General features: G+C 56.9%; 13 protein-coding genes. 12 read left to right on the top strand and 1 reads right to left on the bottom strand.

Translation table 11 applies throughout. From position 1 onward, the window contains the following. Window positions 1-3: 3 nt before the first annotated feature. The 3 genes from nuoN to AC14IB_RS09375 all read left to right on the top strand — a co-directional run bounded on the left by nuoN (window position 4) and on the right by AC14IB_RS09375 (window position 6,519). A complete protein-coding gene (gene nuoN / locus AC14IB_RS09365) occupies window positions 4-1,461 on the top strand; it encodes an NADH-quinone oxidoreductase subunit NuoN (protein WP_484231626.1) in 1,458 nt (485 codons plus the stop codon). Between the two features lie 172 nt (window positions 1,462-1,633). After that, on the top strand, window positions 1,634-3,016 hold the full coding sequence (locus AC14IB_RS09370; protein WP_484231627.1) for an OmpP1/FadL family transporter: 1,383 nt from the start codon (window positions 1,634-1,636) through the stop codon (window positions 3,014-3,016). Between the two features lie 11 nt (window positions 3,017-3,027). Beyond that, window positions 3,028-6,519, top strand: a complete 3,492-nt coding sequence (locus AC14IB_RS09375; RefSeq protein ID WP_484231628.1) for an Ig-like domain-containing domain — start codon at window positions 3,028-3,030, stop codon at window positions 6,517-6,519. Window positions 6,520-6,591: 72 nt separating this feature from the next. Here the strand turns inward: AC14IB_RS09375 and AC14IB_RS09380 are convergent, their stop codons facing one another. Further along, window positions 6,592-8,427: a phosphoenolpyruvate carboxykinase (GTP) gene (locus AC14IB_RS09380; RefSeq protein ID WP_484231629.1), complete on the bottom strand. Its 1,836-nt coding sequence runs from the start codon at window positions 8,425-8,427 to the stop codon at window positions 6,592-6,594. A gap of 216 nt (window positions 8,428-8,643) precedes the next feature. Here AC14IB_RS09380 and gcvT point away from each other — a divergent pair, with 216 nt between their 5' ends. The 9 genes from gcvT to AC14IB_RS09425 all read left to right on the top strand — a co-directional run bounded on the left by gcvT (window position 8,644) and on the right by AC14IB_RS09425 (window position 17,518). Beyond that, a complete protein-coding gene (gene gcvT / locus AC14IB_RS09385; protein WP_484231630.1) occupies window positions 8,644-9,729 on the top strand; it encodes a glycine cleavage system aminomethyltransferase GcvT in 1,086 nt (361 codons plus the stop codon). A gap of 41 nt (window positions 9,730-9,770) precedes the next feature. After that, window positions 9,771-10,151, top strand: a complete 381-nt coding sequence (gene gcvH, locus AC14IB_RS09390; protein ID WP_484231631.1) for a glycine cleavage system protein GcvH — start codon at window positions 9,771-9,773, stop codon at window positions 10,149-10,151. 56 nt (window positions 10,152-10,207) lie between these two features. After that, the gene (gene gcvPA, locus AC14IB_RS09395; RefSeq protein ID WP_484231632.1) at window positions 10,208-11,584 is read left to right on the top strand and encodes an aminomethyl-transferring glycine dehydrogenase subunit GcvPA; all 1,377 of its coding nucleotides are present in this window, start codon (window positions 10,208-10,210) and stop codon (window positions 11,582-11,584) included. Window positions 11,585-11,587: 3 nt separating this feature from the next. Further along, the gene (gcvPB, locus tag AC14IB_RS09400; protein WP_484231633.1) at window positions 11,588-13,045 is read left to right on the top strand and encodes an aminomethyl-transferring glycine dehydrogenase subunit GcvPB; all 1,458 of its coding nucleotides are present in this window, start codon (window positions 11,588-11,590) and stop codon (window positions 13,043-13,045) included. An 80-nt stretch (window positions 13,046-13,125) separates the two neighbouring features. Further along, window positions 13,126-13,386, top strand: a complete 261-nt coding sequence (locus AC14IB_RS09405) for a DUF4160 domain-containing protein (protein WP_068857587.1) — start codon at window positions 13,126-13,128, stop codon at window positions 13,384-13,386. 15 nt (window positions 13,387-13,401) lie between these two features. Then, a complete protein-coding gene (locus tag AC14IB_RS09410; RefSeq protein ID WP_068857586.1) occupies window positions 13,402-13,695 on the top strand; it encodes a DUF2442 domain-containing protein in 294 nt (97 codons plus the stop codon). 86 nt (window positions 13,696-13,781) lie between these two features. Continuing rightward, window positions 13,782-14,978 carry a class I SAM-dependent rRNA methyltransferase gene (locus tag AC14IB_RS09415; RefSeq protein ID WP_068858112.1) on the top strand — a complete coding sequence of 399 codons (1,197 nt, stop codon included), beginning with the start codon at window positions 13,782-13,784 and terminating at the stop codon, window positions 14,976-14,978. A gap of 66 nt (window positions 14,979-15,044) precedes the next feature. Next, window positions 15,045-16,337 carry a sensor histidine kinase gene (locus AC14IB_RS09420; RefSeq protein ID WP_484231634.1) on the top strand — a complete coding sequence of 431 codons (1,293 nt, stop codon included), beginning with the start codon at window positions 15,045-15,047 and terminating at the stop codon, window positions 16,335-16,337. Continuing rightward, window positions 16,334-17,518, top strand: a complete 1,185-nt coding sequence (locus AC14IB_RS09425; protein WP_484231635.1) for a response regulator — start codon at window positions 16,334-16,336, stop codon at window positions 17,516-17,518. The genes AC14IB_RS09420 and AC14IB_RS09425 overlap by 4 nt, the downstream gene beginning before the upstream one ends. Window positions 17,519-17,532 lie beyond the last annotated feature (14 nt).

The following is a 17,532-nucleotide window of genomic DNA, read 5'->3' on the forward strand; positions in this document are numbered from 1 at the left end:
GCCATGACGATCACGACTCCAATGATTCTTGCGATGCTGCCCCTCCTCATCACAGGGGCCACGGCTATTTTGGTGATGCTCTCCATCGCCATACGTCGTCAGCATGACCTTAATGCCACCCTGACAGTAATTGGCCTGAACTTGGCGCTGTTTTCCGTGCCTTTCGCTCACGCCGTGGGTCCGCAGCTCATTACGCCCCTGTTGCAAATGGATGGTCATGCCAGCTTCTTTATTGGCTTAGTGCTGTTTGCCACACTGGCCTGTAGCACGCTGATGCATGCTTATTTAAAGGGCTACAACGGCAATCGCGAAGAAATGTATTTGCTGCTAGTGCTGTCGGCATTGGGTGCGATCGTACTGATCATGTCGCGTCACTTGGCCTCGCTCTTTATTGGTTTGGAGTTGATGTCGATTCCTGTATACGGCTTGGTGGCCTACACCTTCCGTAATCGACGCTCACTCGAGGGCGGCATTAAATACCTCATACTGTCAGCAGCGGCATCTGCATTCATGTTGTTTGGTATGGCTCTGCTCTATGCCGAATCTGGCGCACTGAATTTCGGTGGTCTGGGTGCTCAACTGGCCTCCGCAGGTATTATTAGCCCGTTCGCGCTGGCTGGCTTTGCAATGATTTTGATGGCCTTGGCTTTCAAGCTGTCCTTGGCCCCTTTCCACTTGTGGACACCCGACGTATACGAGGGGGCGCCAGCGCCAGTGGGTGCTTACCTGGCCACGGTCAGCAAGGTGGCCGTGTTTGCGGTGCTATTGAGATTGTTTGTGGAAGTCCCTGTGGCTCATACGGGAATTTGGGTCAATTTCTTAACGGTACTGGCATTCTTGTCCATCGCTCTGGGTAACTTGCTAGCGCTGAATCAGAGCAACCTGAAACGATTGCTGGGCTACTCCTCCATCGCGCATTTTGGCTACATTTTGGTCGCAATTATTGCCGGTGGCGCGTTGTCGCTTGAAGCCATCAACATGTATTTGCTCACTTACGTGGTCACTACCATTGGTGCCTTTGGCGTCGTCGCACTGACCTCCAGTCCTTATAACGGTAAAGATGCCGATGCGATCTTTGATTACCGTGGGCTGTTCTGGCGTCGTCCCTACCTAACGGCAGTGCTTACGGTCATGATGTTGTCTTTGGCAGGCATTCCGTTCACGGCAGGTTTCATCGGCAAGTTCTATATTGCCGCCATTGGTGTTGATGCCAAGCTCTGGTGGCTGCTCGGTGCACTGGTTATCGGTAGCGCCATTGGTCTGTTCTACTACCTGCGTGTCGTCGTGGCGTTGTTTATGCCTACGCCGGGCATGCGTCGCATGGAAGCCGATACTTTCTGGGGCGTTCGTCTCGGCGGCATCATGGTCATCGCCATGGCCGTGTTGATGTTTGCGCTCGGTATTTACCCAGAGCCCGCAATTGAATTAGTGCAAATCGCCAGTGTGGCCGTATTTCGCTAAGCCACAGTGCGTGTGAAAAAAGCCTCCTTCGGGAGGCTTTTTTATGGGCAGTTTACAAAAACGGTACACGCGTTAACTGGCAAGATGACCACAAGGTCGAGTAACTTCTCGACAACATAAAAATACATGTCGATCACGAATCGATAGCATATAAAAAAATGAGGGTGGTTCCATGAAACAACTCACAATACGTCTCGGCGTGAGCTCCTTATTGTTACTGAGTGCCTCGGTAGCCCAGGCCAGCCTAGGCCATATTGGCTCGAATTTTGGTTTATTGCCGAATGACGTGGCCTCAGCTCAGTCCTTATCGATGTTCTCCAACCAGCCTTCAGCGGTGTACTACAACCCGGCGTATCTGGCACGCGACCGAAAAGGAGCGATGAGTGCAGGGATGTTGTTTACGGAGCAATCACTGACCGCAAAAGGCTGGAACACGCCAGACAATGTTGTGAAAGACGATGTTATTGAAGACGATTCGAATTACAACATCCTGCTCGGCTTCAAGACCGATCTGAGCACAATGCTCAAAGATGATCGCGCCATTGTGCTGGGTTTTATGTTGGGTGCAGAGCGAACAGGCACCAACCTGCTGGCTTTTAGTTCCACGTCGGATCAAACCGCGCAGTCCTTAAAATATGGTCAGCAATCGTTATTTCTGAGTTTAGGTGCGGGTTTAAATCTCTTTAAAGGCGTTGACGTCGGTGCATCGACACGCATTACGTTGAATGCCAGTGCAAACCTCGGCGCTCAAGCTCAAGTCAGTGGCCAGACGGGTTTTGAGAGCCTGCAAGTCACTGCGGCGCCATCGATTCAACCGATTCTGTCGGCGAACTTAAATTGGGGCGATATTCTCTGCCCGGATCAAAAATACTGTTGGGCGAAAGGCTTGGAAACGGCCGCGAGCTGGCGCTATGAGTCCAAATACAACACCACCGTTAACGCGAATGCCGTTGTACCCAACCTGATTACGCAGCTGCCCTTAATTGTGAATACTTTAGATGGCTATCAGCCAGAAACGTTCACGGCCGGCATTCAATACAATATGCATAAGTTGCGCTTAGGGGCCTCCATGGACTACGCACTCTGGTCAGGTGCTAATGAGCAGTTTAAAAATGACACGATTAAGGATGTTGGTCAGCTCAAATTCAAAGACGTATTAATCCCACGTGCAGGCTTTGAGTACCGTCTTAATCGTGAATTCAGCGTGCTGGGTGGCGTGAGTTACGAACAGTCACCGCTGGAGAGCACCGAGTCGCTGAATGTTAACTACGTCGATAATGACAAAGTGGTTATGGGTGTTGGCTTTTCCTATTTAATTGAAAAGGCCTTGTTCTTGTCTCAGCCGGTACGACTGGACTTCGCCTACCAATACCATTTACTCCAAGAAAGAGACTTCTTAATCAGCACAACAGCACCGGCAGGTAACCAAGGTGGCACAGCAAGCTGTGGAAGTGTTCCAAATAATTCGGGTGGAACTTCTAATGTGCGTTGTGAAAATGCAACGACGGGTGGTGATGTCAGCGTGCTTAACGCCGCAATTCACCTCACCTTCTGATGAGTAACGATATGAAAAAACTTATTGCGAGTAGTTTGATCGTTCTGCTCAGTGCGTGCAGCGGCGGTAGTGGGCGCCAGCAAACGCCAGTGGTACCGACCATGCCAGGGCCATCGGCGGAGATTACGGATATTGAGCGTAGTCTAGTTTATGCCTATCCCATGCTGGGGCAGACGGATGTGGTGCCTTCTGCGCCCATCGTGCTGCGCTTCTCGCACCCATTGATGCTAGCGCAGGGTCAAACCCTAAAGTCTCTTTTTGCTATTAGAGCTGCGGGCAGTAGCGTGGGCGAAGACTTTGATGTAAAGGCTGTGGATGAAGGTAAAGGTGTGGTGATAACACCAAAAGCACCGCTACAGCCGAAAACGCAGTACACCATTGTTGGCCAAACCATTCCACTCACCAGTGGCAATGTGGCGTTGCAGCCCCCATCCTATCCGCCGCTGACCTTTACCACGCGTGCCGCCTTTGAAGGCCCCACCGACCTGCAATCGCTAACACCCGATTTTCAGGTGGCACAATTCACGCCTGCGCCAACGAATTTTCTAATTGGTAGTAAGCCACTCGGACTTATCGACTTTTCTACGATACGCTTGTTGATGACCCAGCCCATCGACAGCAAGACGGTGCAATACGGCACCACCATACGTCTGGTACAAGGCACAACGTTGGTGCCTGCTCGCGTGTTAGTGCAGGGCAACCACCTCAGTATAGATCCGGAAGCTGACTTAAATCCCAACCTAAGCTACACGCTGTCATTAACGAGCGGCCTGAAAAGCACGCTCAATAAAGCCTTAGTGCCGGGACAGTTCGCGGCGTATAACTTCATGCCGTTGAGCTCTGGAATCGACGCCGATCCAGATTTGAATAAAGCCTCACGGATTGAGGTTCAGGTGTTGACCTCAAATCCGGACGAAAGTGGCAATCAATGTACGCTACGTTCCCAGTTGACCAATGCGTGTATCAACCAAGTGCCTGTGGCGTCGCCGTTATTGGGCCAGAAAGACCGTGCTCCCAAGCCACAAGCCGAAGGTAAGTTGTTTGCAGACTTGGCCTTACCCGCTAACTTCGCCCAATTTCCTGGTATCACACCATTGCGTGTGCCTCGCGGCAATATTCTGAAAGCCGGCAATTTATCGGTAAAACTCGATGGCGTAGTGCCCGCAAACTTAAACACTGGCGCGTTGACCATCACGCTGATTTCCGATGCCAATGGCTTGCTCCTGCCAAACCGTTACAGCACCTCGCTAGCGGCTCCCGCATTGGTGACGCTGGAAATGGACATCAATGTGTCGGCGCAAAACGGCACCTCGAATGGCGCCTTTACCCAAGATATATCACATGTTCAGGTGGTCGGGCTGGCGACCCTTGATCAGATGACACAAGAACTCACCATCGAAGCCGTAGGCACGATTGAGCTCAAAATTCTCGGCGTGGATAACGCGGTAGGTGTGCTAGCGCTGAAACTAAAAACAGAGCTAAAGAGACCGGCTGGTAGTGCCGTTGCCGATATCGTGCCTCCCGAAGTCCAGTCCTGGGTTCCAGGAGAAACCGTTAATGGCTTGCCCGGTGGTGAGTTCATCCGCCCAGGCGACCCTCTGCTGGTCAACTTCAACGAAGCCATGGACATCAAGTCTTTTCAGCCTGCCGGTGTCGTATCGCTGCTTAAAAACAATGTGCCCGAGCCATTCACCTGGCGATTAGACGGCGTGTCGTTAATTGTCACGCCCAATGCGCCTTGGGAGCATGGTAAGAATTATCGCTTGGCATTAGCGCCTAGCGTGAAAGACTTTGCTGGTAATGCCTTGAAAGGCGGGTTATTGCAGAATTTCGATTTTAGTATTCCAGGCTTAGACTCAACTAAAATTCGTCCGCCGATCGTGCTCTCAAACTATCCGGGCTACCCTTGCCCAATTGCAGCAGGAACACGCAATGTGTCGGCAGGAATACAGGGTAAATGTGCCGGTGGTCGGTTAAGTGCGAATGGCAATGGCCCTGCAGATGATGATTTGCCGCTACCGTTGATCGAGCCTAATCGCGCGATTGAGGCCGTTTTCTCGCAATCGATTAATCCGAACAGTGTGACTCGTGCCGTGCTTTGTAATGGCATCGGCAGTGTTAGGGTAGAGCGGGTAGATGCATCCGGTAATTGTCTGGGAGTGGTGCAGGGAACACTGAAGACACAGCCACGCACATTGCAATTTATCCCCGCTCAACCTTGGGTCGTGGGGCAGCTATACCGCTATGTCCTGCATTCGAATAATGACCTGAACAGCTCGGCAGCAAACTGCACGGGTTCGCAGGCGATTTGTGGCTTGAATGGCCTGCCCTTGCAGACGCAGCTCATTGCACAAACATTAGCGGATGCGAGGAACCCACAACGAGGCGGCCCGCCGTTAGAAGTGTTTTTCCGTGGCGGTCCCGAAGTCGGTGGTAGCACCATTGGTTTGCGCGTGCTGCCCGTCTTGGATGTGAATGCTAACTTCCGCCTGGATCCCAGCGAACGACGTTCCGCCAAATTTGGTGAGCCGGGCTTGTGTAACTCAGGGCGAGATGATGGACCAGTCACTACGGGTCGATGCTTGGCTTCGAATGGTGCGCTGCTTCAGCCTGACCGCATCACCACCGGTAGTTCATTCTCTGGAGCTGCCACCCGGTTTCGACTGGGTTGCGATAATGGAGTCGGCTCAGAAGATGAAGGTCCCGTAAACGTTGGTCGTGACTGCCAAGGCAATCAGTTCCTGTTGATTTCAGCGGCGCTTAATGCGCGCTTGAATGGCAATTTGGACGATATGCGCGAAGGAAATCTCGAAGGTAAAGCGATTCGCGTGCTGGTCAGCCCCTCCATTGTAGTGACGTCAGGTGCTTATATCTTTGCTGACTTGGGGATTACGCCCGATGCCAGTCCACTCACCCAAGCACTTTTTGGTGCGCTCGGTGCCATACCGGGGTTGGGGGGGCCTTTATCGGCATTGATCAATACCGGCGCAGGGTTAGTGGATGGACTGCTCCCGATTGGTGCTAAAGACGCAACCAACACCGAATTGCCGGAAGGCCAGATCTACACGGGACCATTGGTTTTCCGCATGCGCTACCCTGTGGACAAGGGCCCTATTGAAGGGCGCATTTTCTCCATTACTGAAAATGGCGTGAGTAAGCTCATGCTAGAAGCCAAGCTGGATTTGTACACCGATATTCCAGAACTCAATGCTCAGGCGAGCGTATTGGGTATTGGCTTGATTCCCATTGAGCATAAAGTCAGAAGTAATGATGACTTAAGCTCAACGGCCACTCTCACCAATGGTTCGCGTTCCATCGTGGCGCAAGGCGAGGTCAAATTCTTGCCTGATGGTCGTTTAACGGTACAGCTGTCGAACAAGGATCCTGTTCGACTGACCGCCAAACTAGGAGCGTTGGGCGGATTGTTGGCCGGTGAGCTAAAGGTTCGCGTGCCTGCCGGCCGATTTATCATTGACGCTTCTTTGGCGCCGCTAAAGCGTTAACGGCGAGCGTCAATTGAAGGGCATAAAAAAACGGGCTTAGCCCGTTTTTTTATGCGTCAACGTTGCGTGAGCTTACGATGCCAAACGCTCAGCCAGTGCTGCCTTTGCTGCTGTCAGCTCGGCTGGTAGGTTGTGCGCCAGCTTCTCGAACAGCTCATCGTGTAGCTTCAGCTCTTCAGCCCAGTCAGCAGCATTGATATCACTGACCAGATCAAACTGCTCGGCCGAGAAGTCCAGACCATTCCAGCGTATGTCTTCATAGCGCGGGCTGATGCCGACAGCGTGCTCTACGCCTTGGGCTTCGTTTTCGATACGGTCAATCATCCACTTCAGGATGCGTGTGTTCTCACCAAAGCCCGGCCAGATGAACTTGCCGTTGGCATCTTTGCGGAACCAGTTGGTCTTGTAGATACGCGGCAGCTTGGCACCGGCAGCTTCGAGCTTGGCGCCCAAGTTCAGCCAATGCTGGAAGTAGTCGCTCATGTTGTAGCCGGCGAACGGCAGCATGGCAAACGGGTCGCGACGTACAACGCCCTGCGCACCGAAGGCTGCAGCGGTGGTTTCTGAACCCATGGTCGCGGCCATGTAGACGCCTTCGACCCAGTTGCGGGCTTCGGTCACTAGCGGCACGGTGTTGGAGCGACGTCCACCGAAGATGAACGCATCAATGACGACGCCTTCCGGGTTGTCCCACTCGCTGTCTAATGCCGGGTTGTTGGTGGCGGATACGGTGAAACGGGAGTTGGGATGGGCAGCTTTGCGGCCGGCCTTGCCATCTTCCGGCGTCCAGTCTTTGCCCTGCCAGTCGACCAGATGCGCTGGCGCATCGCCAAGGCCTTCCCACCAGACATCGCCGTCATCGGTGAGCGCGACGTTGGTGAAGATCACGTCCTTGTTCAGCGACAGCATGCAGTTGGGGTTGGTCTGCATGTTGGTGCCAGGCGCAACACCGAAGTAACCGGCTTCCGGGTTGATGGCGCGCAGGTTGCCCTGGGCATCCGGCTTGATCCAGGCGATGTCGTCGCCGATGGTGCTGACGCTCCAGCCCGGCATGCCGGCCGGTGGGATCAGCATGGCGAAGTTGGTCTTGCCGCAGGCCGACGGGAAGGCGGCCGCAACATGGTACTTCTTGCCCTGCGGGTTGGTCACGCCGAGGATGAGCATGTGTTCGGCCAGCCAGCCTTCGTCGCGACCCATGGTCGAGGCGATGCGCAGCGCGAAGCACTTCTTGCCAAGCAGGGCATTGCCGCCGTAGCCGGAGCCGTAAGACCAAATTTCGCGGGTTTCTGGGTAGTGCACGATGTACTTAACGGTGGGGTTGCACGGCCACGCCACGTCGTGTTGACCAGCAGCCAACGGCGCACCAACGGTGTGCATGCAAGGAACGAACTCGCCATCGGTGCCGAGTACGTCGTATACGGCTTGGCCCATGCGCGTCATGTGCTTCATGTTGACGGCGACATAGGCACTGTCGGATAGCTCAACGCCGATATGCGCGATAGGCGAACCCAGTGGACCCATGGAGAACGGCACAACATACATCGTGCGGCCTGCCATGCAACCGTCGAACAGTGGGTTTAGCGTGTTGCGCATGTCAGCCGGATCCATCCAATTATTGGTGGGGCCAGCGTCTTCTTTCTTTTCAGAGCAAATGTAGGTGCGATCTTCTACGCGCGCGACGTCAGAAGGATCGGTCCACGCTAAATAGGAGTTAGGGCGTTTTGCAGGATTCAGTTTTTTGAATGAGCCGGCATCAACCAACAGTTGGCAAAGACGGTCGTATTCGGCTTCTGAGCCATCACACCAATGAATGGCTGCGGGCTTACACAGGGCGGCCATTTCGGCTACCCAAGCAATCAGGCGTGGGTGTTTGACAAAGGCGGGAGCTTGCACTGCAGCGTGGGTCATGACAACTCTCTATAGGTGAAATAGGGGATTGCTAGCCGGTGCGTAAACAAAAGCCATTAATATAATCAGGCACTTACGGCGGGCTTGGTGAGCAATTTGCGGGCATTATATGTCAAATTATGTCGAAAATCGACCGCTAGCTGTCGCTCGCCATGAGCGGTCGTGCCCATGTAAAATGCGCATCAATTTTGCTCATCCAACCGCTTTGGAGCCGACATGGGACTGCGTACGTCGCTACACAATGAGCATGTCGCGTTGAATGCGCGCTTGGTCGATTTTGGCGGCTGGGATATGCCCGTACAGTACGCCTCGGTCTTGGAAGAGCATCATGCCGTGCGTCGCTCCGTGGGCATGTTTGATGTATCGCACATGACACTGCTTGAGCTGACGGGGCCAGATGCGGTGATTTATTTGCAGCGCCTGTTGGCCAATGATGTGGCTAAGCTGACGTTGCCCGGCAAAGCGCTTTACTCCGTGATGTTGAATGAGCGCGGCGGGGTTATTGACGACCTGATTGTTTACGCACCGACACCAGAACAGCCCGAACTATGGCGCGTGATTGTCAATTGCGGCACGCATGACAAAGATTTGGCGTGGATGCAGGCGCAAGCCGCAAGTTTTCGCGTGGCGCTCATCGAGCGAACCGATTTGGCCATGGTTGCAGTACAAGGCCCGCAGGCGCGCGCTGTTGTGCATGCCGTCCTGCCTGAACATGCCGAGACGCTGCAAGGGCTTGCGGTGTTTCAGGGTGCTGAAGTGGCCCAGGACTGGTTTGTTGCGCGCACCGGTTACACCGGCGAAGCGGGCTATGAAGTGATTTTGCCCGCCGAGCAAGCGGCCACCTTTTGGCAGAGTTTATTGGCCGCTGGCGTGACGCCCTGTGGTTTGGGTGCGCGCGATACTTTGCGCTTAGAAGCCGGCATGCCGCTGTACGGCAATGATATGAACGACGATACCTCGCCGTTGACCTCGAATCTTGGGTGGAGCATCGCCTGGGAGCATGACTTTATCGGCAAGTCGGCGCTTCTGGCTGAGCGTGAGGCCGGGGTCAGTCATCAGCTGGTCGGTTTGGTGCTAGAAGGTCGGGGAGTCTTGCGTTCACACATGCGTGTGGTGATTGAGGGAGTTGCCGACGGCGAAACGACATCGGGCACTTTCTCACCCACGTTAGAAAAGGCGATTGCCTTTGCGCGAGTGCCGGTCACGAATGCGACCTACGCTTTTGTTGATATTCGCGGCAAGCTATTGCCTGCCCAAATTGTTAAACCCGTCTTTGCTCGAAATGGCAAAGCGCTAATCTAACGTTAACCCTGTGAGCGGTTTTTGCCGCCTGAGTGATCACCATGAGCAACACACCCGAAGAATTGAAGTACGCCAGCAGCCACGAATGGGCGCGTCTTGACGGCGATATTGTGACCGTCGGTATTTCGGATCATGCCCAGGAAGCCCTAGGTGACCTCGTGTATGTCGAGCTGCCCAGCGTTGGCGACTCTGTGCAGGCTGGCGACGAAGCCGGTGTGGTCGAGTCCGTGAAAGCGGCATCCGATATTTATGCACCGGTGTCTGGTGAGATTGTTGAAATTAACGAAGCGCTCGCAGACACGCCTGAAACGGTTAACAGCGCGCCTTACACGGATGGCTGGCTCTATCGCATCCGCATCAGCGACGCTAGCGAGCTCGACAAGCTGCTGACGGCGGATGAATACGCTGCGCAAGCCCACTGATTTGCGCGTGGTCGGTACCCGCCGACCACGCTAACGCCCTTTGAGCTGAGTCTGATATGCCTTTTATCCCCCATACGCGCGGTGATGTCCGCCGCATGCTCGACACCCTCAACGACGGTGCCGGTGCCGACACGCTTGATACGCTGTTTGACGAGATTCCTGCCGCGATCCGTTGCCAGCCATTGACCGGTGTGCCGGACGGTCTCTCCGAAATGGATGTGACGCGTCTGATGCGCGAGCGCAGCGAGCAAGATGCCGGTGCACTGTGCTTTATCGGTGCCGGTGCCTACGAGCACCATATTCCGGCAGCCGTATGGGATCTGGCGTCGCGTGGCGAGTTCCTCACCGCTTACACGCCGTATCAGGCAGAAGCGTCGCAAGGCACGCTGCAGGTCATCTACGAATTCCAATCCATGATGGCGCACCTGACCGCCATGGATGCTAGCAATGCCTCGGTCTACGACGGCGCTTCTGGTTTGGCAGAAGCCGTGCTGATGGCCATTCGTGCCAACAAGAAATCGAAGTCGCGCCGCATCTTGATGCCGCGCACGGTTTCGCCGCTGTATCGCTCGGCGGTACGGGCGATTGTTGAAGGCCAGGACATCGAGCTGATTGAGCTGGATTATCACCGTCAGGGTGGCCATCTCGATCCGGTCAGCCTGAAAGCCTATGAGGGCGAGGATTTCGCTGCGCTGGTCATTCCGCAGCCGAACTTCTTCGGCGTGCTGGAAGAAGTGGATCTGCTGACTGATTGGGCGCACGCGCAAGGCATTTTGGTTATTGCCTGTGTTAATCCGCTGGCGCTGACACTGTTTGCGCCGCCCGGCGATTGGGGCACGACCGGTGCTGATATCGTGGTCGGCGAAGCTCAGCCATTCGGCATCCCGCTGTCGTCGGGCGGGCCGTACTGCGGCTTCATGTGCTGCAAGATGGAGTTCATCCGCCAGATGCCGGGCCGCATCATTGGCCGTACCGTCGACCTCGAAGGCAAGCCGGGCTTTGCATTGACCTTGCAGGCACGCGAACAGCACATCCGTCGTGCCAAGGCGACATCGAACATCTGCACCAACCAAGGCCTGGCGATGACTGCCTCGACCATCTACCTGAGTCTGCTCGGTGCGGAAGGTCTGGAGCGCGTCGCGTTGGCCAGCCACAAAAACATCCGCGAATTAGCGCAGGCAACGAGCAAAAGCGGCAGCGTATCGCGTCTGTTTAACCGCCCGGTATTTCATGAAAAGGTGCTGGGCTTGCCCGTGCCCGTTGCGCCGGTATTGGCCCGCATGGCGACTCAAGGCGTGTTGGGTGGCTTTGATCTGAGTGCGGATTACCCTGAGCTGGGCAATGCCCTTTTGGTGTGCACAACAGAAACCAAAAACGCTCACGATATTCAGCGCTATGCCGATGCGCTCGCCCACGCTTTGCGTTCGGAGTAAGACATGACTCTCATTTTTGATCGTTCGGAAAGTGGTCGTCGCGCGACCTCGCAGGCCCCGGCCGTACGCCAGGACTTAAGCGATATTCCAGAGACTTTTTTGCGTAAGAAACGCGCATTGCTGCCGGAAGTATCAGAGCTTCAGGTGGTACGTCACTACACCAACCTGTCGCGCAAGAATTTCGCCATTGATACGCAGTTCTACCCGCTTGGCTCTTGCACCATGAAATACAACCCGCGTGGCGCGCATCGTGCCGCCATGCTGCCGGGCTTTTTGAATCGCCATCCGTTGGCGCCGGAATCGCATTCGCAGGGCTATCTCGCCTGCATTTACGATCTTCAGCAAACACTGATGGAAGTCACCGGCATGAAGGGCGTGTCGCTGACGCCAATGGCCGGCGCGCAGGGCGAGTTTGCCGGCGTTGCCATGATTCGTGCCTATCACGAAGGTCGTCAGGATTTCGAGCGCACCGAGATGCTGATTCCGTCAGCTGCTCATGGAACCAACCCAGCTACCGCCGTGATGTGTGGTTACAAGGTGCGTGAAGTGCCAACGCTGGCCAATGGCGATGTCGATTTGGAGGCGTTGAAGGCCTCGGTCGGCCCGCAAACGGCCGGTCTGATGATGACCAACCCCTCGACCTGTGGCGTATTTGAGCAGCAGATCAAAGAGATTGCCGAGACCGTGCATCAGGCGGGCGGCTTGCTCTATTACGATGGCGCCAACCTGAATGCCATCCTCGGCAAAGTGCGTCCGGGCGACATGGGTTTCGACGTGCTGCACATGAATTTGCACAAGACCTTCGCCACGCCGCATGGCGGTGGTGGTCCCGGTGCCGGCCCCGTGGGTGTGGGTGAGCGTCTGCTACCGTATCTGCCGACGCCGATTGCCGGCCGAGAGGCCGATGGCAGCTATCGCTGGCTGACCGAGAAAGACATTCCGAAAACCATCGGCCGCTTGTCTGCCTACATGGGTAATGCCGGCGTGCTCTTGCGCGCGGCGTACTACGCCTATGCCCTGGGTCGCGAAGGTCTGCACCGTGTTGGCGAGTATTCGACGCTGAACGCGAACTACCTGATGCAGCGTCTGGTTAAGGAGGGCTTCCAGCTCGCCTACCCGGAGCGTCGTGCCTCGCACGAATTCATCATCACCTTCGCCAAAGAGGCCAAGGAGCTGGGCGTGAGCGCGATGGACATCGCCAAGCGTCTGCTCGACTACGGCTACCACGCGCCAACGACCTACTTCCCGCTGCTGGTGCCGGAATGCTTCCTGATCGAGCCGACCGAAACCGAATCGCCGGACGAGCTCGACGGCTTTGCCGATGCGCTGGTGAAGATCCTCGAAGAAGCCCGCACGCAGCCCGAGCTGGTCAAGGGCGCACCGCACACCATGCCGGTGCGTCGTTTGGATGATGTTCGCGCTGCGCGTGAGCTGGACTTGGTTTGGAAGCCGTCGGCGTAATTTATTGCTGAGTCGGGGTCGCGAAACCGCGAATCTGTGTCCATAGTTAAGGCATGTTTTCAGGTCAAGGAGCGACCGACATGCCGGAGATATCGCGGTTTCTCGGTATCGTGATTTTCATGTATTTCCGAGAGCACAATCCGCCGCATTTTCATGCCGAATACGGCGAGCAAAGCGCATCGATTGATATTGCTCGTCTGTGTTTGATGGAGGGTCGCTTGGCTCCGCGTATTTTGAGTCTGGTGATTGAATGGGCCGCGCTGCATCAGGACGAGTTGCTGAAAAACTGGCACTGGATGCAAACTAGCGGTGAATTCAGGCGCATTGCGCCGCTCACCTAAGTGTTTCGAGCTCATATGCTAACCGTCAAAGAAGCCACCTACCTCGGTGACTTGCGATTTGAACTGATGTTCAGCAACGGTCGTCGCGGCAATATAAGTGCGCGGCCTTTGCTGAGCTATGCGCAGGGCCTATTTTCGGGGCTCGCCAATGAAAGTTTTGCCTGCCAGTACAAGCTGGCGCACGGCTCTTTGAGCTGGCCCGGCGAGTTGGATGTAGCACCGGAGTATTTGTACTTTTTGGCTTTTGCCGATGACCCTGCCGAGCAGCAGCGTTTTCAGGATTGGGGCTACCTGACTGAAGCGCGTTGACGGCAGCCAGGTCGTCAACGATGATCGCGCCCTAAAATCCGCCCATGAATTGCATTGCAGTTCCCGCCTTTGAAAATGAGATTGCCATGACCGACCTGCCCCGCCTGCGCCTAAAGGCCAATGAAGAACGCCGTCTGCGCGAGGGCCATGTTTGGGTCTTCTCCAATGAAGTGGATATTGCCGCGACGCCGCTGAAGGGCTTCGAGCCGGGCCAGCAGGTCGTGGTCGAAGACAGCAAGGGCAAGGGTCTGGGGCTGGCCATCGTCAACCCGAATACACTGATCTGCGCGCGTCTGTTCAATCGTGACATTGCTCATCCGCTCAGCACTTCGCTGTTCGTGCACCGCCTGCAGATTGCCCTCAGCGTGCGCGAGACCTGGTATCCCGAGCCGTTCTACCGCCTCGTCTACGGCGACAGCGACGGCTTGCCCGGCCTGGTGGTGGATCGCTTTGGCGACCACCTCGTGGTGCAGATTTCCACCGCCGGTATTGAGCGTGAAAAAGCCGCGCTGATCGATGCCCTGGTCAAGGTGCTGAAGCCGCAAGGTATTCTGCTCAAGAACGATGGCAAGATGCGTCAGGTTGAAGGTCTCGACTCGTATGTTGAAGTCGCTTACGGCGAAGTGCCCGAGCGTTTGGCGCTGACCGAGAATGGCGTGCGCTTTGAAACGCTGGTGCGCGACGGCCAGAAGACGGGCTGGTTCTACGACCATCGCGAGGCTCGCGCCAAGCTCAAGGGTCTGGTCACCGGCAAGCGCGTTCTCGACGTGTTCTCCTACATCGGTGGCTGGGGCGTGCAGGCGGCAGCCTTTGGTGCCGCCGAAGTGCATTGTGTGGATGGCTCGGAGAAGGCGCTCGATCAGGTCATGCGTAATGCCAAGCTGAACGGTGTGGAAAGCAAAGTTCAGACTTTGCAGGGCGATGCCTTCGATGCGCTCACCGCACTCAAGCAGGACGGCGAGCGTTTTGATGTCATCGTGCTCGATCCGCCCGCCTTCATCACCCGCCGCAAGGATCACAAGGCTGGCCTGCAGGCCTACCGCCGGGCCAACGAGCTGGCCATGCGCCTGCTCACCCGTGATGGTCTGCTGGTGTCAGCCTCTTGCTCGATGCATCTCGCTCGCGAAGAGCTAGTGGATGTGATTCGTGCCAGCTCGCGTCACATTGACCGTCAGGCGCAGATTCTGCACCACGGCCATCAGGGCGCGGACCATCCGATTCATCCAGCCATTCCGGAAACGGAATACCTGAAAGCGGTGTTTGCGCGGGTCTTGCCGATCTAATTCCGCTCAAGAAATCGGTAGCCGGGGCGATATCAGGGAGAGATTCCTTCGTTCCCGGGTACCGTGATGGCCGACCTGTCCGCTGCGCCTGTCCTTTCCGAGGATGAGCACGCCCAGGCGCTCCTGCAACAGCAGGTGGCGCTTTTTGAGCATGCGCTGGCTGCCCAGCCGGAGCAGGATGCGCAGCAGACGCAGGCACTGAATCAAGCCTATGCCCGCATCAGCGGTTTGCGCAGCCCAGTGCCTGGTCTTTGGCTGGTGGTCGATGCGCGTCAGCAGGTGCGACATGCCAACGAGCAAGCTGGGCGTCTGCTGGGTATCCAGTGTCGTGCCCTGCCGGGTAGGCCGCTGGCCGAGCTGCTGCCGGATGCGGCTGAGCTGCTGCGCCAGGTTGCGGCGCATCCTGACGGGGCCATCAATGTGGAGACCCGCTTCCGGCATTACGATGGCGAATGGGTGCCAGTGCTGCTGTCGATGGCGCTGGAGCAGAACAGCGACGGCAAGGCCGAGTACGTGCTGGTCGGCATCGACCTGCGCGAGCGCCGGCAGATGGAGCTGCAATTGCGTCAGGCCCAGAAGCTGGAAGCGATGGGCAGTCTGGCGGCTGGCATGGCACACGAGATCAACACCCCGCTACAATTCCTTTCCGACAACCTCGGTTTCATTGATGACAGCTGTGGCGAACTGCTGACGGTGCTGGCGCTGGCCTGCCGCGAGGCGGTGCCGAATGGTGCCTTGGCGCAAGCGCTAGAACGGCTTGATGGCGACTTCATGCAAGCGCAGCTGCCACAGGCGTTACGACGTAGCCACGATGGCGTGCGCCGGATGCGTGACATCGTTAACAGCTTGCGCAGCTTTGCCCATCCCGGCGAAGTCGCGGTGCCCGAGGATCTGGCACAGCTGATGGATCAGGCGGTGACCATGACTGCGCATGACCTGCGCCAAGTGGCCGAGGTGGTGCTGGCGCTGGAGTCGGTGCCGCTGGTGAGTTGTCGCCGCGACCTCATCCTGCAGGTGCTGATCAACCTGCTGACCAATGCCGCGCATGCAATCGCCGAACGCCAGCGCCAGCGGCCGGGTCAGGGGCATGTCACGCTGTCGCTGCGGTTGCACGGGGACGGACAACAGGTTCGTCTGAGTGTCAGCGATGATGGCTGCGGTATCGACGAGGCCATCCGGCACCGGGTTTTTGACCCGTTTTTTACCACCAAGGCGGTGGGTCAGGGCACGGGGCAGGGGCTGGCCATCAGCCGGTCGCTGATCGTCGAACAGCATGGTGGCGCGCTCTGGTGGGAACCTGTTGCGGATGGCGGCACGACCTTTGTCATTGAACTACCGGTATCGGGAGATGCCTCATGAGCCTGCCCTCGGCACAGCCTGCCGTGCAGATTCTCTGCATCGACGATGATGCGGATGTGCTGGCGGGATTGCAGCTGTCTTTGCGTCAGCTCGGCGAGGTTCATGTTGCCACGGGTGGCGAGGCGGCGCTGGCGCTGTTGCCTTCCTTGCCGAGGCTGGCGGTAGTCCTGTGTGACATGCGCATGCCCGGCATGTCCGGTGATGTCGTGCTGGCACAGTGCCGACAGCACTGCCCGAGCGCAGCGCGCATCCTGCTCACTGGTTACAGCGACATTGAGGCTGCCATGCGTGCGGTGAATCAGGGTCGCATCTTCCGCTTCCTGGCCAAGCCCTGCCCGCGTGACGAGCTGCAGCAGGCGGTGCGAGACGGTATCGAGCAGCATCGTCTGCTTCATGCCGAGCGCGAGCTGCTTGAGCAAACCATCAAGGGCTGCATGCAGGCGTTAATCGATGCCCTAGCCATGGCCAGTCCGGCCAGTTTCGGTCAGGCGCAACGCATGGTCGATCTGGTACAGCGTGTCAGCAGTCAATGTCGCCATGACGCAGGGTGGGCGGCGACCATGGCGACCATGCTCGCCAATCTCGGGCTGGTCAGTCTGGCACCGGAGGTTCAGGAGAAGGTCCTGTTTGGCCTGATGCTGAGCCAGCAGGAACAGCATGATGTGGCGCGAGCCCAAGAGCGAACCTGGCAGCTGTTGGCCTCGGTGCCGCGCATCGAGCCGGTACGACAGCTGCTCAGCCGTATCGAGCCGGCACTGGCCGGGTATCAGGATGAGTCATCAGCGCCTGAGCTGGTAGAGCAGGCGCGCCTGATTCGCATGGTGCGTCGCTATGTGCGTCTGGAGGCGGCTGGCCTGCCGGTGCTGGCGGCGCTTGAACAGCTGGAGGCTCTGCCCGAAACAACATCCGAGCTGATTTCTGCTCTTCGCGATGTGCTCGGGCCGCAGGCGGACCTGTCACGGCAGGTGCAGCTGGTGATGGCGTTGCTGCGGCCTGGCATGGTGCTCATGCAGCCGGTGCATACCCGGGGCGGCCAGCTACTGGCACCGGCCGGCTACCAGATCAATGACAGTTTCGTGGAGCGCTTGCTGGCAGCCTGCCCCGAGTTGCGCCATGAGCGGCTGTCGGTGCTGATCCCTTCGGAGCTGTCAGGGTTGCCCAACCCTAAGCTGCTGACCTGATTAAGCAGTCATGC

The sequence above is a fragment of the Perlucidibaca sp. genome (assembly GCF_057084925.1).